We start from the raw sequence: 17,460 nt of genomic DNA, 5'->3' as shown, positions 1-17,460 counted from the left end.
TCTGTCACGGGCGGGTGCCCGCGCTCCAGGCCCAGGGGCGACTCAGCGCACCGACCGCGCGCTCGAGGGGGCCACGGCCGACGAAGCGTTGCCAGAGGGTGGCGTAGGCGAGCGTGACGACGACGGCGGCGACCAGGTTGCCGAGGGGCAGTCCGTAGCCCGCGCCCGGGTCGGACAGCCGGTAGACCGTGAAGAGCGGAGCGGTGAGCAGCACGTGCGCCGTGTAGACCGTGAGCGGTTGCGCGCCGGTGGCGGCGAGCGGCCGCAGGACGACGCGGACGACGGCTGCCGCGCCTCCGGTCCGCTCGCCGTCCGTCGGCCCGGCCCGGCGGGTCGACGTCGCGAGCAGCAGCAGGCCGAGGACGGCGGCGGCGACGCCACCCGAGCCGACGATCTCGGCCGGCATGCCCTCGTGGTCGGCGGGGTCGAACCAGGGGATCGAGGAGGCGCCGGGCACGAAGCGGGCCGAGTACCCCACGACCGCGGCCAGCGTGCCGGCGACGAGCAACGTGACCTGGGTGCGCGTGCGGGTCAGGTCCGACCGCGCGGCGGCGAGGCCGACGAGCAGGAAGGGCGTCCAGACGAGGGCGGGGTAGGCGCCGACGAGCAGGGCCTGGGTCGCGAGCCCCCCGACGCCGGACAGCTCCGTGTCGCCGTACGCGTCGACGGGGACGGTCGAGGCCAGCCACGGGGCCAGGACGGTCAGCAGCGCCGCCACGCCGAGCAGCACCGCACGGGACGCGAAGAGCACCGACAGGGCCAGGACGAACATCACGCCGTAGTACGGCAGGATCACGAGCAGGTAGGGGTTCCAGGCCTGCAGGGCGAGGCCCAGCACGACGAGCAGGCCGGCCCGGATGGCGATCCCGCCGACCACCCGGCCACGTCGACCCGGAGGCGTGGGTCGGGTGCCGCCCGACATCAGCCCCAGCGAGACCCCGGCGAGGGTGGCGAACAGGATCGCCGAGCGCCCGTCGAAGACCCTCTCGTCGAGCTCGAGCCGAGGCCACAGGTGGGCGGCGAACATGCCGATCACGGCGAGGCCGCGAGCGACGTCCACGCCCACCAGGCGGGGCGCCGCCCGGCGCGCCTGCACCGGCGGCGTCGCCACCGGGACAGGCGTGCGGGGCGGCGGCTGGCTCACTTGTCGAGCGCACCCAGCTTGAGCGCGGCGAGGCGGGCGTCGACCTCGGTCTGCTCGCCGAGGTCGTCGAGGCTCTCGAACTGCGCGTCGAGGCTCGAGGCGGCCAACTCTTGGCGGCCGAGCATCTTGGCCTCCTCGCGGCGGACCTTGTCCTCGAACCGGCTGATCTCGCTGGTGGGGTCCATGATGTCGATGCTCTGGACGGCGTCGGCGACCTTGGTCTGGGCCTCGACGGTCTTCGAGCGGGCGTTCAGTTCGTCTCGCTTCGCGGCGAGCTGGTCGAGCTTGGACCGCATGCCGCTCAGCCCGGTCTTCAGCTTCTCGACGACCTCGGTCTGCGAGGCGATCTGCGGTTCGGCCGTCTTGGCCTCCTTCTCGCTCGTCAGCTGCTTGCCCAGGGCCACCCGGGCGAGGGCGTCGAACTTGTCGGCATCGACGGTGTTGCCCGACGACCGGAGCTCGTCGGCCTTGTTGCTCGCCGCGAGGGCCTTGCGCTCCCAGTCCGCGGCGGCGGCGACGTCCTCGGCGTGGTCCTGCTCGAGCAGGCGCAGGTTGCCGATCGTCGTGGCGACGGCTTCTTCCGCCTCGGCGATGCTGTTGGTGTAGTCGCGGACCATCTGGTCGAGCATCTTGCTCGGGTCCTCGGCCTGGTCGAGCAGGCTGTTGATGTTCGCGCGGGTGAGCTGGGCGATGCGTCCGAAGATCGACTGCTTTGCCATGGTGCGTCCTTTCGAGAGGTGGTGCCGGAGGGTGGTGCCGGTCGTGCTGCGGGTCGAGAGGTGTGCCGGTTCGAGACCGAGGGTCGTGGCGGGCGGGCCGTGCGGGATCAGAAGCGGCCGCCGCCGGAACTGCGACCGCCGCCGCCCCCGCCGCCGCCTCCGCCGAAACCGCCACCCCCGCCTCCGCCGAAGCCGCCTCCCCCTCCGAAGCCGCCTCCGCCGCCGAAGCCGCCTCCGCCGCCGAAGCCGCCCCCGCCGCCGCTGAAGAGCCCGCCGAGCAGCATGCCGGTGACCACGCCCCCCAGGTCGGCGCCGGCCGAGCCCCGGGTCGCCCCGCCGAAGGGACCGGCCTGCTGGTACGACGAGACCTCGGCCTCGGCACCGGCCGCGGCCGCCTGCGAGAGCTGGACGGCCTGGTGGGCCTCGAACAGGGCGACGTCACGGTCGGAGGTGGCCAGCGACACGGCCGTGGCCAGGTGGCGTTCCGCCTCGGACAGCCGCGTCCGGGGCTGCGGACCGATGCCGCCCCGACGCGTCTCGATGAAGTCGCGGGTGGCGCTGATCTGGCTGCGGGCGGTCAGCAGGGCCTGGTCGAGGGCGGCCTGCGCCCGCCGTCGCTTCTCGGCCTCTTCGAGCACCTCGGCCAGGACCCGGTCGATGCGCTCGTTGGCGGCGCCGAGCGACGCGACGACGGCGAGCGGGTCGTCGGTGGTCGTCTCGGCCAGGGCCACGGAGGCGCGCGCGGCGGACACGGAGCCCGCGACGTCGACGCCCTGCGGAGCGGAGCCGTCGGGCAACCCCTCGGCCGTGGCGATGTCGCGCCGCAGGTCGAGGGTCATGGCCGAGATCGTGCTGCTCGCCGTCCGCAGCGACTCGCCCGCCCCGTCGATCGCCGTGAGCAGCTGGTCGACCTGGGCCAACGCCTGACGTGCCTCGCGGATCGCCACGACGGCTTCGGAGGGCGACGACGTCGTGAGGGCCGTCGCGGCCGTGGTCCGGCGTTCGTCGGCGAACTCGAGCAGACGGTCGGCCTGGTCGTCGTTCTGGTCGATCGACGCCACGGCCCGTGCCGAGTAGATCGAGGTGAGCTCGTCGATGACGGTGCGGGCCGTCGCGAGGCGCCCTCGTCGCGTCGCGATCTCGCCCGGCAGGGCCTCGACGTCGTGCGGCGCCCGGGTCTCGGCCTCGCGGAGCTCGTCGAACGCGGCGGACTGCTCGGCGAGCGAGGCGTCGGCCGCCTCGCACAGCTCGATTATTCGCGTGGTCCACTCGCGGCGCTGCTCGGGGGAGTCGGGCACGGAGTCGTCCAACCTCTGCTGCAGCTCGAACGCCTCACGGGCGTGCACCCGGGCCGCGTCGAGCGCTTCGGCGAAGGGCCGGGCGGCCTCGTCCCCGAACTGCGCGGCGGCGAAGCCCACCTCGTGGGCGCCGGCGGTCAGCTCGTCGTCCAGGGCGACCAGCACGCGGGCGGCACGCTGGTCGAGTTCGTGCTGGTCGGCCTCTCGGGCGTCGAGCTCGCGCCGGCGGCGTCGGGCACGACGGACCACGAACGCGACGGCGACCGCCGCCGCGACGAGGACCAGCACCAGCAGGGCCCAGGGCACCCACCCGAGGTCGGGCCCGGCCTCGTCGCTGCGGATGCCGTCCGCCAGGGCGACGGCGGCACCGGCCCAGTCGCCGTCACGCAGCTGGGGGACGACCACGTCGGTCTGCAGCGCCTGCCGGTCGGACTCCGAGACGACCGAGGTGTCGGTCGAGAGGTCGTAGAGCCGGTCGTCGACCGCCACCGACAGCAGTACGTCGTTCGGGCCGAACTGGTTCAGCGAGGCGGTCGCCTCACCCCAGGCCGTGCGGTCGGACGGCGACGTGAACGAGTCGACGTAGACGACGAAGAGGTTGACCCCCGTGTCGGTCGAGAGCGAGTCGAGCGCCTCGGTCACCCGGCGCTCGTCCGCGCTCGAGAGCACGTCCGCCTGGTCGACCACGTAGGCACCTGAGAGCTGCACCGGTTCGACGGCCTGGGCCGGGGCCGCTCCGAAGGAGAGGGCGCAGAGCCAGGTCAGGACCGCCGTGGTGACGGCGACCACGGCACGGCTGGTCGATCGTCGGCCGGTCGTTGCGCTCGTGCTCACGACGCTCCCCTCGCTCGTTGCGGGGGAGTCTATCGACGGCCCCCGTCAGGACGCCCGGGTCGCGGGGCCGCGGACCTCGTCGAGGGCGCGCGGGTCATGACAGGAAGAGGAGTGCCACCGACGCCACGGCACAGACGGCCCCGACGGCGTAGAGCACGGCCCCCACCGTGCGGGGAGCCCGGCCGTCGTCGTGGGGCGGGTGGACGCGGGCCCGGTGCGGGCGGTCCGGGTCGTAGTGCACGGTGAGCTCGGTCTCGAGCGGGGTGGTGAGCGGGACGTCGCCGAACTGCGTCTCGTGCAGCTGCCCGTCGACGTCCATCCAGCGGGCCGTGGCCGCCCGGGCCCACTCGGGCGGGGGGATGACCACGCCGACGGTGCTCTCGAGGCGGGTGGCACGGTGACGCAGCACCCAGCCGGCCACGAGGAAGGGGCTGCCGACCACGAAACCGAACCAGCCGAAGAGCTCCACCACCGGCGCGATGACGGAGAAGGCGTCGCTCATGCCACGATCGTACTGTGCCGCCGTGCACCCCGTGACGAACCCGGAGCCCCGTGAACCCCAGCCCCCTCGGCCGTGTGCCGGCCCCCCTGCTCGCCGTCGCGGCGATCGTCTCGGTGCAGTTCGGGGCCGCCCTCGCCAAGACGCACTTCGAGGCCCTGGGGCCGACCGGCGCGGCCGCGTTGCGCCTGGCGTTCGGCGCCGCCCTGCTGCTCGTGGTCTTCCGCCCCCGCCCGTGGCGCTGGCCGCGCCGCACGTGGCTCGGCGTCGTCGTGCTCGGCCTCGCCCTCGCGGGCATGAACTCCCTCATCTACCTCGCGATCGACGTCGTGCCCCTGGGGGTCGCGGTCACCCTCGAGTTCCTCGGCCCGCTCGTCGTCGCCCTCGTGCAGACCCGGCGGTGGTGGGACGCGGCGTGGGCCCTGCTCGCCCTCGCCGGGGTCGTCCTGCTCGGCTCCGACTCGACGGGGGCGATCCCGTTCGTCGGGGTGCTGCTCGCCCTCGGCGCGGGTGCGTTCTGGGCCTGCTACATCCTCGCCAACGCCGCGCTCGGGCGGGGACGCGACCCGATGGGTGGCCTCGCGACGGCCATGCTCGTCGCGGCCCTCGTCGTCGTGCCGTTCGGGGCGCACGACGCGACGGTCGCCGTCCGGGCCGACCCGCGCCTCCTCGTGGTCTTCCTGGTGGTGGCGGCCCTGACCTCGGCGATCCCGTACGCGCTCGAGTCGGTGGCGTTGCGGCGCCTGCCGACCCGGGTGTTCGGGGTGCTCTCGAGCCTCGGGCCGGCCGTGGCGGCGCTCGCCGGCCTGGTCGTGCTCGGCGAGGCCCTCGGTCCGCGTGAGGTCGTGGCGCTCGCCTGCGTCACGGCCGCGAGCGTCGGCGTCACGGTCGCGGCCGGTCGTCGTCGTCGTCGGGGCCCCCTGCCCGAGGCGCCGGCCGCCTGACGGCCGTCGTCGCCCCGCCGTCTGTCCGCAGGGCGAACGAGTGCCCGAGCCTGATGACCGGTCCAGGGCTTGTACCCCACCTGCGGGGTACGCTGCACCCACGGCCGAAGTGATGGGCCGGAGAACGATGCAAGGAGTGAGGAGACATCATGGGTGCTGTCTTGGAGCGTACGTCCCGAGCCGAGGTCGTCCCGCTGGGCGACGGGTTCCACCGCGTGTCGACGCCGACCGCCGGGGTGATCGGGTTCGTGCACGAGAGCGACGGGTCGTTCGAGGTCCTGCGGGGTCGCGTGCGCACGGCCGTCCGTCGCGAGGGGTCGTACCGCACGCTCGACGTCGCGGTGATCGCGCTGACCTACAGTTGACGACGACCGTTCGTCGACGGGTGCCCTAGGGCGTCAACACGAGGCCTCGCCGTCGGCGGGGCCTCATCTCTCTGTCCGCCCTCGCCAGGAGGCCCATCGTGACCGTCGTCGGGTACGCCCGCGTCTCGCGTGACGACCCGTCGTCCGAGGGGCAGGCGGAGCGCCTGCGCGCCCGGGGGTGCGACCGGGTGTTCGTCGACCACGCCACCGGCACGAGACAGTCGCGGCCCGAGTTCGCGAAGGCCATCGGCAGCCTGCGCGAGGGGGACGTGTTCGTCGTGACGGCCGTCGACCGCATCGGTCGTTCTGTCGCCGAGCTGGTCGGGGTGATGGCCACCCTCGACGCCCTGGGCGTGGCCTTCCGATCGATCGACGAGCAGATCGACGAGCTCAACGCCTACGGGCGCTTCTTCTTCCGGGTGACGGCGGCCCTGGCCCGGTTCGACGAGCAGGTCGGCGGCGAGCCGCACCGCGCCGAGACCCGCAGACGCCAGGAGGCGCGGGTGGCGCAGACCCCGAAGCCCCCGGTCTCGAGACGTCGCCTCGACGCGGCCCGTCAGTTGCGCGCCGGGGGAGCGAGCCTGCGCGAGGCCGCCGAGCACGTCGCGGTGCCCGAACGCGTCCTGCGGCGCGAGCTCGAGCGCGACGACGCCGACCGCGCCCGCCGCCAGCAGGCCGACTGACCCCGGGCACGAGTCGAGCCGGGTCGCTACCGTCGGCACCATGACCCACGAACCGTCGCACGGCGACCGAGCACCGGCCCCCGGACGACCCGACTGGGCCGACGTCACCCGTCGCGTGCGCGACGTCACCGAGCACGGGCAGCGTTTCCGGGGCCCGTCGATGCAGGCGGCAGGGGTCGCAGTCGCCGTCTCGGCCTCGGCCCTCGCCATCTGGGTCGCGAGCACCGACGAGGGAGGGTCCGTGGTCCTCACGATCGGCCTCGGCGTCACCTCGGTGGTCGTGGTACTCGTCGGGTGGCTCCGTGCCCGCTCGTCGCGAGCGCTCTCCCCGTTCTTCGTCTGGAGGACCACGGGCACCCCGACGGCGGCCCTCGGCCCGGCCGAGCGGCGCTCGCTGAACCGACAGATCATGGGCCGCGACCCGATCGAACCCGAGAGGGCCGACCTCGTCCGGGCCTTGATCACGCTCAAACGACGTGCGAACCGAGCGGCGTTGCTCCCCGTCGCCGGGTTGTTCCTGATGATCGCCACCCTCGGTACGGCCGCCGGTACCCCGCTGCTCGCCGTCGGGGCGCCGATGTTCCTCGTCGTCTTCCTGGCGGCCGTCACGCTCTACGAGACCCGGCGTGACGACCGGGTGCTCGCCGCCGCGGACGAGGCCGCCACGTCGACGGCGTGACCTCGCCGGTCGTGCGATCGGGCACCGAAGGCCGAGCCGTGGTCCAGGGAGAGACCCGCGATTCGGAGGAAGCCGCGCTCGCGAGGAAGGCCCACGGTGCCGACGATGACTGTGGTGCCCCCAGAAGGATTCGAACCTTCGCCCCTGCCTCCGGAGGGCAGTGCTCTATCCCCTGAGCTATGGGGGCCCGGGAACGTCGTCAAGGCTAGCAGCGAATCGGCACCGTGCGGGACGCCCGGGCCTCGTGGGGTGCATCGTGGACGGGTGACCGACGACAACCGCACCGACCAGGCCGACACCGGCACCCGTTCCGACCGCACCGACCCCGCGGGCCCGACGCTGCGCGAGCGCCTCCGCTCGGCCAAGGTCTTCCACCCCGAGCTGCCCACCTTCGACGTCGACGACGTGGCCGACGACGCCGTCGACCAGTTCGTCGCCTGGCTCGTCGAGGCCGTCGAGCAGGACGTCGCCCAACCGCACGCGATGGTGCTCTCGACCTCGTCGTCCGACGGTGACGTCACCGCCCGGACGCTGTTGCTCAAGGACGTCGACGACGGGGCCCTCTGGTTCGCGACGTCGTCGATCAGCCCGAAGGGTCGGCAGATCACCGAGAACCCGCGGGTCGCGCTCACCCTGTACTGGCGCGAGCAGGGTCGCCAGGTCCGCGTGCTCGGCCGGGCGTCCGCCGGCCCGCGCGAGGTCAGCGAGAAGGACTTCACCGCTCGCCACCCCGACTCGCGGGCCGTCGCCATGACCCAGCCGCAGAGCAGCCCGATCACCGACGAGGCCGCCACCCGGTCGCGACTGGCCGAGGCGAAGGCCGCGATCGAGGCCGACGACACCCTCGTCCCGGACGACTGGACGGCCTGGCGGGTCGACCCCACGTCGGTCGAGTTCTGGCAGGCCACCACGGGGCGCGACCAGGTGCGCCTGCGGTACGACCGCGACGGCGACGGCTGGACCCGCGCCTCCTTGTGGCCCTGACGACCGCCCGGTGCCGACGCGGCGGCTCGCGCGGTGGGCGTAACGCGGCGACACACGCCTGGCCCTCCGCGGGCCGCGTCGGCAGCATGGGGGCATGACCTCGCACGCCGCCCCGACGAACCGCCCGAGCGACCCCGCCGTCGCCTCGATGCGCCTCGCCGTGGTCGAGGTCACCCGGCACCGGCCGCACGCCGCCGAGTACCACGCGTACGTCGACGACATGAACGCGCGGGTGCAGGCGACCGCCGAGGCCGCGGGCTGGCGGGCCAGCCGTCTCGCGGCGGGCGACCTCGGCACCGTCGAGCTGCTGCGGGCGACCGACGACGCCGACGCGATCGTCGTGCTCGGCGGCGAAGACCTCTCACCCCGGGTCTACGGCGGCTCCACCGGCTACCCGGGTGAGGGTCGTCACGACCCGGTGGCCGACGAGGCGCAGCTGGCGCTCGTGCGGAGGGCCGTCGCCCGCCGCACCCCGGTGCTCGGCGTCTGCCGTGGCCACCAGGTGATCAACGTCGCCCTCGGCGGCGACCTCGTGCAGCACCTCGACGACCACGAGGGCCTGCACCGGACGCCCGAGGCCCCCGTCGACCGCCTCATGCACCCGCACGCCGTCTCGCTCGAGTCCGGCAGCCGCCTCGCCCGCGCCCTGGGTGCCGAGCCCGTCGGGCAGAGCGCGCACCACCAGGCGGTCGGGCGCCTCGGTGACGGGCTCCGCGTCGTCGGTCGGGCCGTCGACGGCACCGTCGAGGCCGTCGAGCACGTCTCCGCACCGATCGTCGGCGTGCAGTGGCACCCCGAAGACAAGGGTGCGCCGGCCGGGCAGCTCGAGGCGCTGCTGGCGTCGTTGGCCGCGTCCGTCCTGGCCGGTCGCCTCGCCGGGGCCGGGGCCTCGCGGACGGACCGGGAGGCGCTGGTCGCCTAGGCCACGCCCCTCACCCGAGCGCGCCTCCCGCCCGAGGACACGACCGGGCGAGGCCGCCCGGCCGCTCGCCGTGGCCTCGGGCGGGTTCGTCCGGTCGATCGCACCCGGGCACCGGCCGGCCTCGGCCGGGCACGTCAGTCGATCGTCTGCAGCACGTTCACCACGGCCGAGACGACCGGCTCGGCGTCACCCGGTTCGAGGAACGTCGTCGAGCGGGCCACGACGAACGCCGGGGACGAGAACGCCTCGGCCGTGCCCACCCCTCCGGGCGTGTCGAAGTAACCCTCGACGCCGTAGGTCGGCACCGAGTTGCTCGTCGCGACGAGCTCGTTGGCCAGTTCGTCGAGGCTCTCGCCGTCGAAGCGGGCGACCCCGACCGTGATCGTCGCACCGTCCGCGTCCTGCCAGGTGCAGATCGTGCCGTCGGCCTCGGCCACGATCTCGAGGGCCTCGCCGTCGCGGCTCTCGTCGCCGGCGGCGTCGTCCGCCGGGACGAGGGCGAGCGACGGGTAGTACGACGAGAGGCCGTCGGCGCCGATCAGGTCGCCGCAGTCGACGGTGAGGGGCCTGCTCACGAGGTCGGGGGCGGGTGCCGCGGTCGCCGTCGCCTCGGGGGTGGCCGACGACGCCGCGCGTGGGGTCGGCGACGCGTCCGGCCCGGTCGGCGACGGGCCCGTGCACGCGCTCAGGGACAGGGCGAGGGTGCCCGTCAGGACGAGGGTGCGCAGGGCGGCGGAGGGGCGGCTCGGGGCGTGACGCATGCCTCCATCATCGTCGACGCCTCGCTCGTCGGGGGCCTCGCCGCTGCCGGTAGGATCGTCCCTCGTGACTCCCGCCGAACTCTCCACGTCCTTGCTCGCCGTCGTCCAGGGCGTCCTCGAGCGCCGAGGCACCGTCGACGTGGCGGTGACCGAGGGCGACGTGGCCCTCGAGCGGCCGAAGAACCGCGACCACGGCGACTGGGCCTCGAACGTGGCCATGAAGTTCGCCAAGCGCGTGGGGACGAACCCCCGCGAGCTCGCCACCGAGATCGCGGCCGAGCTGGCCGAGGTCGACGGCGTCGCGGACGTCGACGTGGCGGGTCCCGGCTTCATCAACATCCGCGTCGACGCGGCCGCGGCCGGCCTGCTGGCCCGGTCGATCGTCGAGCAGGGCGAGGCCTACGGTCGCGGCGACTACTACCGCGGCGTCACCATCGACCTCGAGTTCGTCTCGGCCAACCCGACCGGCCCGATCCACCTCGGCGGCGTCCGCTGGGCGGCCGTCGGCGACAGCCTGGCCCGCGTGTTCCAGGCCCAGGGCGCCCTCGTGACCCGCGAGTACTACTTCAACGACCACGGTGGGCAGATCGACCGCTTCGCCCGCAGCCTGCTCGCCAGCGCGCTGGGTGAACCCACCCCCGAGGACGGCTACGGCGGTCAGTACATCGCCGAGATCGCCGCCCGCGTCGTGGCCACCGTCGACGGCGACGTGCGCGAGCTGCCCCGTGACGAGGCGCAAGAGACGTTCCGGTCGGTCGGCGTCGACTTCATGTTCACCGACATCAAGGCGTCGCTGCACGACTTCGGCGTCGACTTCGACGTGTACTTCCACGAGAACTCGTTGCACGAGTCGAAGGCCGTCGAGCGTGCCGTGGCGCGCCTGCGCGAGCTCGGGCACGTCTACGAGGCCGAGGGCGCGACCTGGCTGCGCACGACCGAGTTCGGCGACGACCGCGACCGGGTCATCGTCAAGAGCGACGGCGAGGCGGCCTACATCGCCGGCGACCTGGCGTACTACCTCGACAAGCGCGAGCGGGGCTTCGAGCGCAACCTGATCATGCTCGGCGCCGACCACCACGGCTACGTCGGCCGCATGATGGCGATGTGCGCGGCGTTCGGCGACGAGCCCGGCGTCAACCTCGAGATCCTCATCGGCCAGATGGTCAACCTGCTGCGCGACGGCGAACCGATGCGCATGTCCAAGCGCGCGGGCACCGTCGTCACGATGGAGGACCTCGTCGACGCGGTCGGCGTCGACGCCGGTCGGTACTCGCTCGTCCGCAGCCCGGTCAACAGCTCGATCGACATCGACCTCGACCTGCTCACCAAGCGCAGCAACGACAACCCCGTCTTCTACGTGCAGTACGCCCACGCCCGCACCCGCGCCGTGGCCCGCAACGCCGAGGCCGCGGGGGTCACCCGAGACGCCTTCGACGCGTCGCTCCTGACCCACGAGACCGAGAGCGCGCTGCTGGGGGCGCTGTCCGAGCTGCCGCGCGTCGTCGTCCAGGCCGCCGAGCTGCGCGAGCCGCACCGCGTCGCCCGGTACGTCGAAGAGCTGGCCGGCACCTACCACCGCTGGTACGACAGCTGCCGCGTGACGCCCCTCGGCGACGACGAGGTCACCGACCTGCACCGCACGCGCCTGTGGCTGAACGACGCAGCCGGTCAGGTCATCCGCAACGGGCTCGGTCTGCTGGGCGTCTCGGCACCCGGCCGCATGTGACCCCCGGCCCCGCGCCTCCCCGGTCTCGACCGCAGGAGGCGCGGCGCGCGCGGTCGTCGGGCGCCGGCTGACAAGATGGCGCGATGAGCGACATCGACTCCGACTTCTTCGAGGCCAAGCCCGTCGCCCGACGCCGGGGTCGTGGCTTCGGCATCTTCGTCTTCGTGCTGCTCGGCATCGTGGTGGTCCTGGGCGTGCTCGCCGTCGTCGCCGACCTCGTGGTCCGGACGGTCGCCGAGGACCAGGCCGAGAAGCAGATCTCGCAGCAGCTCGGCGACGCGGCGGGCCCCGTCGACGTGCAGATCGGCGGCTTCTCGATGCTCTGGCAACTCGTCCAGGGCAGCATCGACCAGGCCACGATCTCGTCGGCCGGTTCGTCCGACGGCCTCTCGTACGACTTCGACGTGCGGGACGTGCCGACCGACCTGTCGGGCAGCACCGGGGCGATCACGGGCACGGTGACCGCCGACGCCGCGACCGTCAACGGGCTCGCGGCCGTGCAGGAGACCGGCGGCGCGATCTCGTTCGGCGACGGTCAGGTCACGTACGCCCGCGACTTCACCATCCCGGTCATCGGCACCGTCGTCCCGGTGGACGTCGTCGCGACGCCGGCGATCACCCAGGAGGGGCGGGTCATCTCCCTGACGCCGGTCTCCGCCTCCCTGCGCGACACCTCCCTCTCGCTCGACCTCGCACCCTTCGTCGGCGGCTACGCGTTCGACGTCTGCGCCGCGCAGTACCTCCCGCAGGGCACGACCCTCACGGGCGTCGCCGTCACCCCGTCGGCGGCGACCCTCGAGGTGACCTCGCCGGGCCTGCCGATCTCGTCGAGCGGCATCGGCAGCAAGGGCTCCTGCTCCTGACGGTGCCCGGCGCCCGCGACCCCGGGCCGTGGCCGTCACGGTCGTCGACGGTCGGTAGGCTCTGATGTCGTTCCCCGTCCCCCGATCACCCGAGGTCCGCGTGTCCCCGAACCCCCTGGCACCCGCCTGGCTCGTCGAGCCGACCGACGCCAACGCCCTCGATCCGGTCGTGTGGTCGGCCACGGCCCGGCGCTCGCCCGAGGGCGAGCTCGTGCTGGGCGGCGTCCCGGCGTCCGAGCTCGTCGCCACGTTCGGCACCCCGCTCTACGTCGTCGACGAGGACGACGCCCGCACGCGCGCCGTCGAGGCCGTCCGCTCGTTCGAGCGCGAGGCGGCCCGCATCGGCACGACGGCGACGGTGTACTACGCGGCCAAGGCGTTCCTGTCGGCCGAGGTGGCGCGGTGGGTGGCCGAGGCCGGGATGGCCGTCGACATCTGCACCGGGGGCGAGTTCGCCGTGGCCCGGGCCGCGGGCGTCGACCCCGCCCGCATGGGGTTCCACGGCAACAACAAGTCGCTCGCCGAGATCGACCGCACCGTCGAGGCCGGCATCGGCACGATCGTGCTCGACAACGCCGCCGAGGCCGGCCGCGTGGCCGCCGCCGCCGAACGGCACGGACGCGTCCAGCGGGTCCGCCTCCGGGTGAACTCGGGCGTGCACGCCTCGACCCACGAGTACCTCGCGACCGCCCGCGAGGACCAGAAGTTCGGCGTCCCGCTGACCGAGACGCCCGACATCGTCCGGTCGATCCGCGAGCACGCCTCGTTGGAGTTCGTCGGCCTGCACTCGCACATCGGTTCGCAGATCTTCGGCTCCGACGGCTTCGCCGAGGCCGCCCGTCGCCTGCTCGCCGTGCACGCCGAACTGCTCGCCACCGGTCCGGTCCCCGAGCTCAACCTCGGCGGCGGGTTCGGCATCGCCTACACGAGCGCCGACGACGCCCGCCCGCTCGACGAGCTCGCCGTGGCCCTGGCCGACATCGTCCAGGCCGAGTGCGCCCGCCTCGAGGTCGACGTCCCCCTGCTCGCGGTCGAGCCCGGGCGCGTCGTCGTCGGCCCCGCCGGGACGACCCTCTACGAGGTCGGCACGATCAAGGACGTGACGGTCTCGTCCGACGAGGGCAGCGCCGTGCGGCGCTACGTCAGCGTCGACGGCGGCATGAGCGACAACGCCCGGACGGCCCTCTACTCGGCGGACTACTCCGTGCGCATCGCGAACCGTGCCTCCTCGGCGTCGCCCGCGCTCGTCCGGGTGGCCGGCAAGCACTGCGAGAGCGGCGACCTCGTCGTGCTCGCCGACTACCTGCCCGGGGACGTCGCCCCCGGCGACCTGCTCGCGGTGCCCGCCACGGGCGCCTACTGCCACAGCCTGGCCAGCAACTACAACCACGTCGGGCGTCCGCCCGTCGTCGCGGTGCGCGACGGCCGGGCCCGCGTGATCGTGCGGGGCGAGAGCGAGGCCGACCTGCTGGCCCGCGACGCCGGCCTCGACCAGGCGCCCGGCGCCTCCTGACCTCGCGCGGCCCGGCACCCCGACGACCCCGCACCCCGACGACGACGCACCCGAGAACGGACTGACATGATCGAATACCGCAACGTGAGGGTCGCCCTGCTGGGCGCCGGCTCGGTGGGGTCCCAGGTGGCGCGGTTGCTGCTCGAGCAGGGCGACGACTTCGCCGGTCGCGCGGGCGCCGGGCTCGAGCTCGTCGGCATCGGCGTCCGTGACGTCGACGCGCCGCGGGACGTCGACCTGCCCCGCGAGCTCTTCACGACCGACGTCGAATCGCTCATCGTCGGCGCCGACATCGTCGTCGAGCTGATCGGGGGGCTCGAACCGGCCCGCAGCTACGTCCTGCAGGCGCTCAACTCGGGGGCCGACGTCATCACGGGCAACAAGGCCCTGCTCGCGAGCCACGGCATCGAGCTCTTCGACGCCGCCGAGCAGGTGGGCGCGCAGGTCTACTACGAGGCCGCCGTCGCCGGGGCGATCCCGATCATCCGTCCGCTGCGCGACAGCCTCGCCGGCGACCGCGTCCAGCGCATCATGGGCATCGTCAACGGCACGACCAACTTCATCCTCGACCGCATGGACACCGACGGCTCGACCCTCGAGGACGCCCTGGCGACGGCCACCGCGCTCGGGTACGCCGAAGCCGACCCCACCGCCGACATCGAGGGCTACGACGCCGCGCAGAAGGCCGCGATCCTGGCCAGCCTCGCGTTCCACACGGCCGTGCCCCTGGCCGCGGTCCACCGCGAGGGCATCACCTCCGTCACGCACGACCAGGTCGTCGCCGCCCGCAAGGCGGGTTACGTCGTCAAGATCCTCGCGATCTGCGAGCGACTCGTCGACGACGAGGGCGTCGAGGGGGTCAGCGCCCGCGTCTACCCCGCACTCGTGCCGCTCAGCCACCCGCTGGCGGCCGTGCACGGGGCGAAGAACGCGGTCTTCGTCGAGGCCGAGTCGGCAGGCGACCTCATGTTCTACGGCGCCGGTGCCGGGGGAGTCGAGACCGCGTCGGCCGTGCTGGGCGACCTCGTCTCGGCCGCCCGCCGGCACGTCATCGGCGGCCCCGGCGTGGCCGAGTCCACCCACGCCAACCTGCCGGTGTTCCCGATCGGACGCGTCTCGACCCGCTACCAGATCACCCTCGACGTCGCCGACCAGCCGGGCGTCCTCGCCGAGGTCGCCGGCGTGCTCAGCGAGCACGGCGTCAGCGTCCACAACGTCGAGCAGACCTCCGGTGCGACGCCGGGCGTCACGGTCGAGGGCGACGGCGTGGCCACCGCTACGCTGATCATCGGCACCCACCGGGCGCGCGAGTCCGACCTCGCGGCCACGGTGGCCGCCCTGAAGAACGCCACGGTCGTGAACTCCGTCACGAGCGTGCTGAGAGTCGAAGGAGCCTGATGGCCCACCAGTGGCAGGGTGTCCTGCGCGAATACGCCGACCGTCTCGACGTCACCGACGCCACCCCGATCGTCACGCTCGGCGAGGGCGGCACGCCGCTCATCCCGGCTCCGGCGCTGTCGAACCGCACGGGCGCGAAGGTGTACGTCAAGTACGAGGGCATGAACCCGACCGGGTCGTTCAAGGACCGCGGCATGACGATGGCCATCTCGAAGGCCGTCGAGCACGGCGCCAAGGCCGTCATCTGTGCCTCGACGGGCAACACGTCGGCGTCGGCCGCCGCCTACGCGGCGCACGCGGGCATCACGGCCGCCGTGCTCGTGCCCGAGGGCAAGATCGCCATGGGCAAGCTCAGCCAGGCCGTGGCCCACGACGGGCAGCTGCTGCAGATCCAGGGCAACTTCGACGACTGCCTCGACATCGCGCGTGACCTCGCCGCGAACTACCCGGTGCACCTCGTCAACTCGGTCAACAACGACCGCATCGAGGGCCAGAAGACCGGAGCGTTCGAGGTCGTCGACGTGCTCGGCGACGCCCCCGACTTCCACTTCATCCCCGTCGGCAACGCCGGCAACTACACGGCCTACACGCGGGGCTACCGCGAAGACCTCGAGATCGGTCGGGCCACCAAGCTGCCGCGCATGTTCGGGTTCCAGGCCGCCGGTTCGGCCCCCATCGTCGCCGGCGAGGTCGTCAAGGCCCCCGAGACCATCGCCAGTGCAATCCGCATCGGCAACCCGGCCTCGTGGCAGCTCGCCCTCGAGGCACGAGACCTGACGGACGGCTGGTTCGGGGCGATCACCGACGAGGCCATCCTCGCGGCCCAGAAGATCCTCTCGGCCGAGGTCGGCGTCTTCGTCGAGCCCGCGTCGGCCATCAGCGTCGCCGGGCTGCTCGAGCGCGCCGACGCCGGCGTGGTCCCCGCCGGCGCCACGGTCGTGCTGACCGTCACGGGCCACGGCCTGAAAGACCCGCAGTGGGCCCTCCGTCGATCCGACGGCAGCGACGTCCAGCCGACCGTCGTCGCCAGCGACACCACCCGGGTGGCCGAGGTGCTCGGTCTCGTCCCGGCCTCTGCATGACCTCCGAGGTCGTCGGACGGTCGGTGCTGGTCAAGGTCCCCGCGACCTCGGCGAACCTGGGCCCCGGCTTCGACACGCTCGGCCTCGCGCTGTCGCTGTACGACGAGCTCGAGGTCACCGCGACGCGTGAGCCGGGCGTCCGCATCGACGTGTCGGGCGTCGGGGCCGGCCAGGTGCCGACCGACGCCTCGAACCTCGTCGTCCGCGCGATCGCGACCGCCTTCGCGTCGGTCGACGTCCCGCTGCCGGGGTTGCACCTCCGCGCCCGGAACGCCATCCCGCACGGCCGGGGCCTCGGGTCGAGCGCCGCGGCGATCGTCTCGGGGATCATGGCCGCCAAGGGGCTGCTCGAGGGCACCGTCGAACTCGACTCGACGGCGTTGCTGGCGCTGGCGACCGAGATGGAGGGGCACCCCGACAACGTCGCACCCGCGCTGTTCGGCGGCCTCACGATCGCCTGGATGAACTCGCACGGTCCGTCGCACAAGCGCCTGCTCGTCCACCGCGGGGTCTCGCCCGTCGTGTTCGTGCCCGAGTCGACGTTGTCGACGAAGCTGGCCCGCAGCCTGCAACCGGCGTCGGTGCCGCACGAGGACGCCACCTTCAACGTCTCCCGTTCGGCCCTGCTCGTCGCGGCGCTCGTGCAGAGCCCCGAACTGCTGCTCGCCGCCACCGAGGACCGCCTGCACCAGAGCTACCGGGCGAGCGCCATGCCCGAGACCGACGCGCTGATCCGCATGCTCCGCGACGCCGGTCTCGCCGCGGTCGTCTCGGGTGCCGGGCCCTCGCTGCTGGTGCTCGGCAGCGACCCCGCGCAGCGTCTCTTCGCCGCCGACCTGGTCCGTGAACACGCCGTCTCGGCGTGGCGCCCGTTGATGCTGGCCGTCGATCTCAAAGGTGCTACAGTGGTGCCGCACCCGGTAGAAAACTCAGATTTCCTGGGCATCTAGCAACGTCTCCACCGTCACTCGTGGGGGCAACCGCGTGGGGTCACAAGTCTTCGAGTCCCCGGGTCGCACATCCCGTAGTGCACATCTAGCAGTGTT

The 17,460-nt window shown here is 73.3% G+C and carries 17 protein-coding genes and 1 tRNA gene; 12 read left to right on the top strand and 6 right to left on the bottom strand.

Annotated elements, in window-relative coordinates:
- Positions 1-4: 4 nt before the first annotated feature.
- From ABID81_RS00405 to ABID81_RS00390, 4 genes are all read right to left on the bottom strand, one after another.
- A complete protein-coding gene (locus ABID81_RS00405) occupies positions 5-1,060 on the bottom strand; it encodes a DUF418 domain-containing protein (protein WP_354592884.1) in 1,056 nt (351 codons plus the stop codon).
- An 80-nt stretch (positions 1,061-1,140) separates the two neighbouring features.
- Entirely contained in the window at positions 1,141-1,863 is a 723-nt protein-coding gene (locus ABID81_RS00400) for a PspA/IM30 family protein (protein ID WP_354592883.1), read from the bottom strand.
- Between the two features lie 107 nt (positions 1,864-1,970).
- Positions 1,971-3,995: a TPM domain-containing protein gene (locus ABID81_RS00395; RefSeq protein ID WP_354592882.1), complete on the bottom strand. Its 2,025-nt coding sequence runs from the start codon at positions 3,993-3,995 to the stop codon at positions 1,971-1,973.
- Between the two features lie 94 nt (positions 3,996-4,089).
- Entirely contained in the window at positions 4,090-4,497 is a 408-nt protein-coding gene (locus tag ABID81_RS00390; RefSeq protein ID WP_354592881.1) for a hypothetical protein, read from the bottom strand.
- A 50-nt stretch (positions 4,498-4,547) separates the two neighbouring features.
- Between ABID81_RS00390 and ABID81_RS00385 the strand changes: the two genes are divergently transcribed.
- The 4 genes from ABID81_RS00385 (at position 4,548) to ABID81_RS00370 (ending at position 7,165) form a co-directional block, all read left to right on the top strand.
- Complete coding sequence (locus tag ABID81_RS00385; protein WP_354592880.1) at positions 4,548-5,438, top strand: EamA family transporter; 891 nt, start codon at positions 4,548-4,550, stop codon at positions 5,436-5,438.
- A gap of 149 nt (positions 5,439-5,587) precedes the next feature.
- Positions 5,588-5,803, top strand: coding sequence for a hypothetical protein (locus tag ABID81_RS00380; protein ID WP_157490025.1), 216 nt, complete (start codon positions 5,588-5,590; stop codon positions 5,801-5,803).
- Positions 5,804-5,901: 98 nt separating this feature from the next.
- On the top strand, positions 5,902-6,486 hold the full coding sequence (locus ABID81_RS00375; RefSeq protein WP_354592879.1) for a recombinase family protein: 585 nt from the start codon (positions 5,902-5,904) through the stop codon (positions 6,484-6,486).
- A 40-nt stretch (positions 6,487-6,526) separates the two neighbouring features.
- Positions 6,527-7,165, top strand: a complete 639-nt coding sequence (locus tag ABID81_RS00370; protein WP_354592878.1) for a hypothetical protein — start codon at positions 6,527-6,529, stop codon at positions 7,163-7,165.
- 112 nt (positions 7,166-7,277) lie between these two features.
- On the opposite strand, the gene ABID81_RS00365 is transcribed toward ABID81_RS00370, so the two are convergent.
- Positions 7,278-7,352 (bottom strand) — tRNA-Arg (locus ABID81_RS00365).
- A gap of 77 nt (positions 7,353-7,429) precedes the next feature.
- Here ABID81_RS00365 and ABID81_RS00360 point away from each other — a divergent pair.
- The gene (locus tag ABID81_RS00360; RefSeq protein ID WP_354592877.1) at positions 7,430-8,149 is read left to right on the top strand and encodes a pyridoxine/pyridoxamine 5'-phosphate oxidase; all 720 of its coding nucleotides are present in this window, start codon (positions 7,430-7,432) and stop codon (positions 8,147-8,149) included.
- A 94-nt stretch (positions 8,150-8,243) separates the two neighbouring features.
- The gene (locus ABID81_RS00355) at positions 8,244-9,071 is read left to right on the top strand and encodes a gamma-glutamyl-gamma-aminobutyrate hydrolase family protein (protein WP_354592876.1); all 828 of its coding nucleotides are present in this window, start codon (positions 8,244-8,246) and stop codon (positions 9,069-9,071) included.
- A gap of 134 nt (positions 9,072-9,205) precedes the next feature.
- Here the strand turns inward: ABID81_RS00355 and ABID81_RS00350 are convergent, their stop codons facing one another.
- The gene (locus ABID81_RS00350) at positions 9,206-9,832 is read right to left on the bottom strand and encodes a hypothetical protein (RefSeq protein ID WP_354592875.1); all 627 of its coding nucleotides are present in this window, start codon (positions 9,830-9,832) and stop codon (positions 9,206-9,208) included.
- 64 nt (positions 9,833-9,896) lie between these two features.
- Here ABID81_RS00350 and argS point away from each other — a divergent pair, with 64 nt between their 5' ends.
- From argS to thrB, 6 genes are all read left to right on the top strand, one after another.
- On the top strand, positions 9,897-11,558 hold the full coding sequence (gene argS / locus ABID81_RS00345) for an arginine--tRNA ligase (protein WP_354592874.1): 1,662 nt from the start codon (positions 9,897-9,899) through the stop codon (positions 11,556-11,558).
- An 83-nt stretch (positions 11,559-11,641) separates the two neighbouring features.
- Positions 11,642-12,421 carry an LmeA family phospholipid-binding protein gene (locus ABID81_RS00340; protein WP_354592873.1) on the top strand — a complete coding sequence of 260 codons (780 nt, stop codon included), beginning with the start codon at positions 11,642-11,644 and terminating at the stop codon, positions 12,419-12,421.
- Positions 12,422-12,521: 100 nt separating this feature from the next.
- The gene (gene lysA / locus ABID81_RS00335) at positions 12,522-13,934 is read left to right on the top strand and encodes a diaminopimelate decarboxylase (RefSeq protein ID WP_354592872.1); all 1,413 of its coding nucleotides are present in this window, start codon (positions 12,522-12,524) and stop codon (positions 13,932-13,934) included.
- A 66-nt stretch (positions 13,935-14,000) separates the two neighbouring features.
- Entirely contained in the window at positions 14,001-15,332 is a 1,332-nt protein-coding gene (locus ABID81_RS00330) for a homoserine dehydrogenase (RefSeq protein WP_354592871.1), read from the top strand.
- Positions 15,332-16,414 carry a threonine synthase gene (gene thrC, locus ABID81_RS00325; protein ID WP_354592870.1) on the top strand — a complete coding sequence of 361 codons (1,083 nt, stop codon included), beginning with the start codon at positions 15,332-15,334 and terminating at the stop codon, positions 16,412-16,414. The genes ABID81_RS00330 and thrC overlap by 1 nt, the downstream gene beginning before the upstream one ends.
- Entirely contained in the window at positions 16,411-17,364 is a 954-nt protein-coding gene (thrB, locus tag ABID81_RS00320; RefSeq protein WP_354592869.1) for a homoserine kinase, read from the top strand. The genes thrC and thrB overlap by 4 nt, the downstream gene beginning before the upstream one ends.
- Positions 17,365-17,460: the final 96 nt, after the last annotated feature.

The organism is Frigoribacterium sp. PvP054 (genome assembly GCF_040547465.1).
Lineage (GTDB): Bacteria > Actinomycetota > Actinomycetes > Actinomycetales > Microbacteriaceae > Frigoribacterium.
The sequence above is the reverse complement of the archived record's forward strand: the minus strand, read 5'-3'. Positions and strand labels throughout refer to the sequence as shown.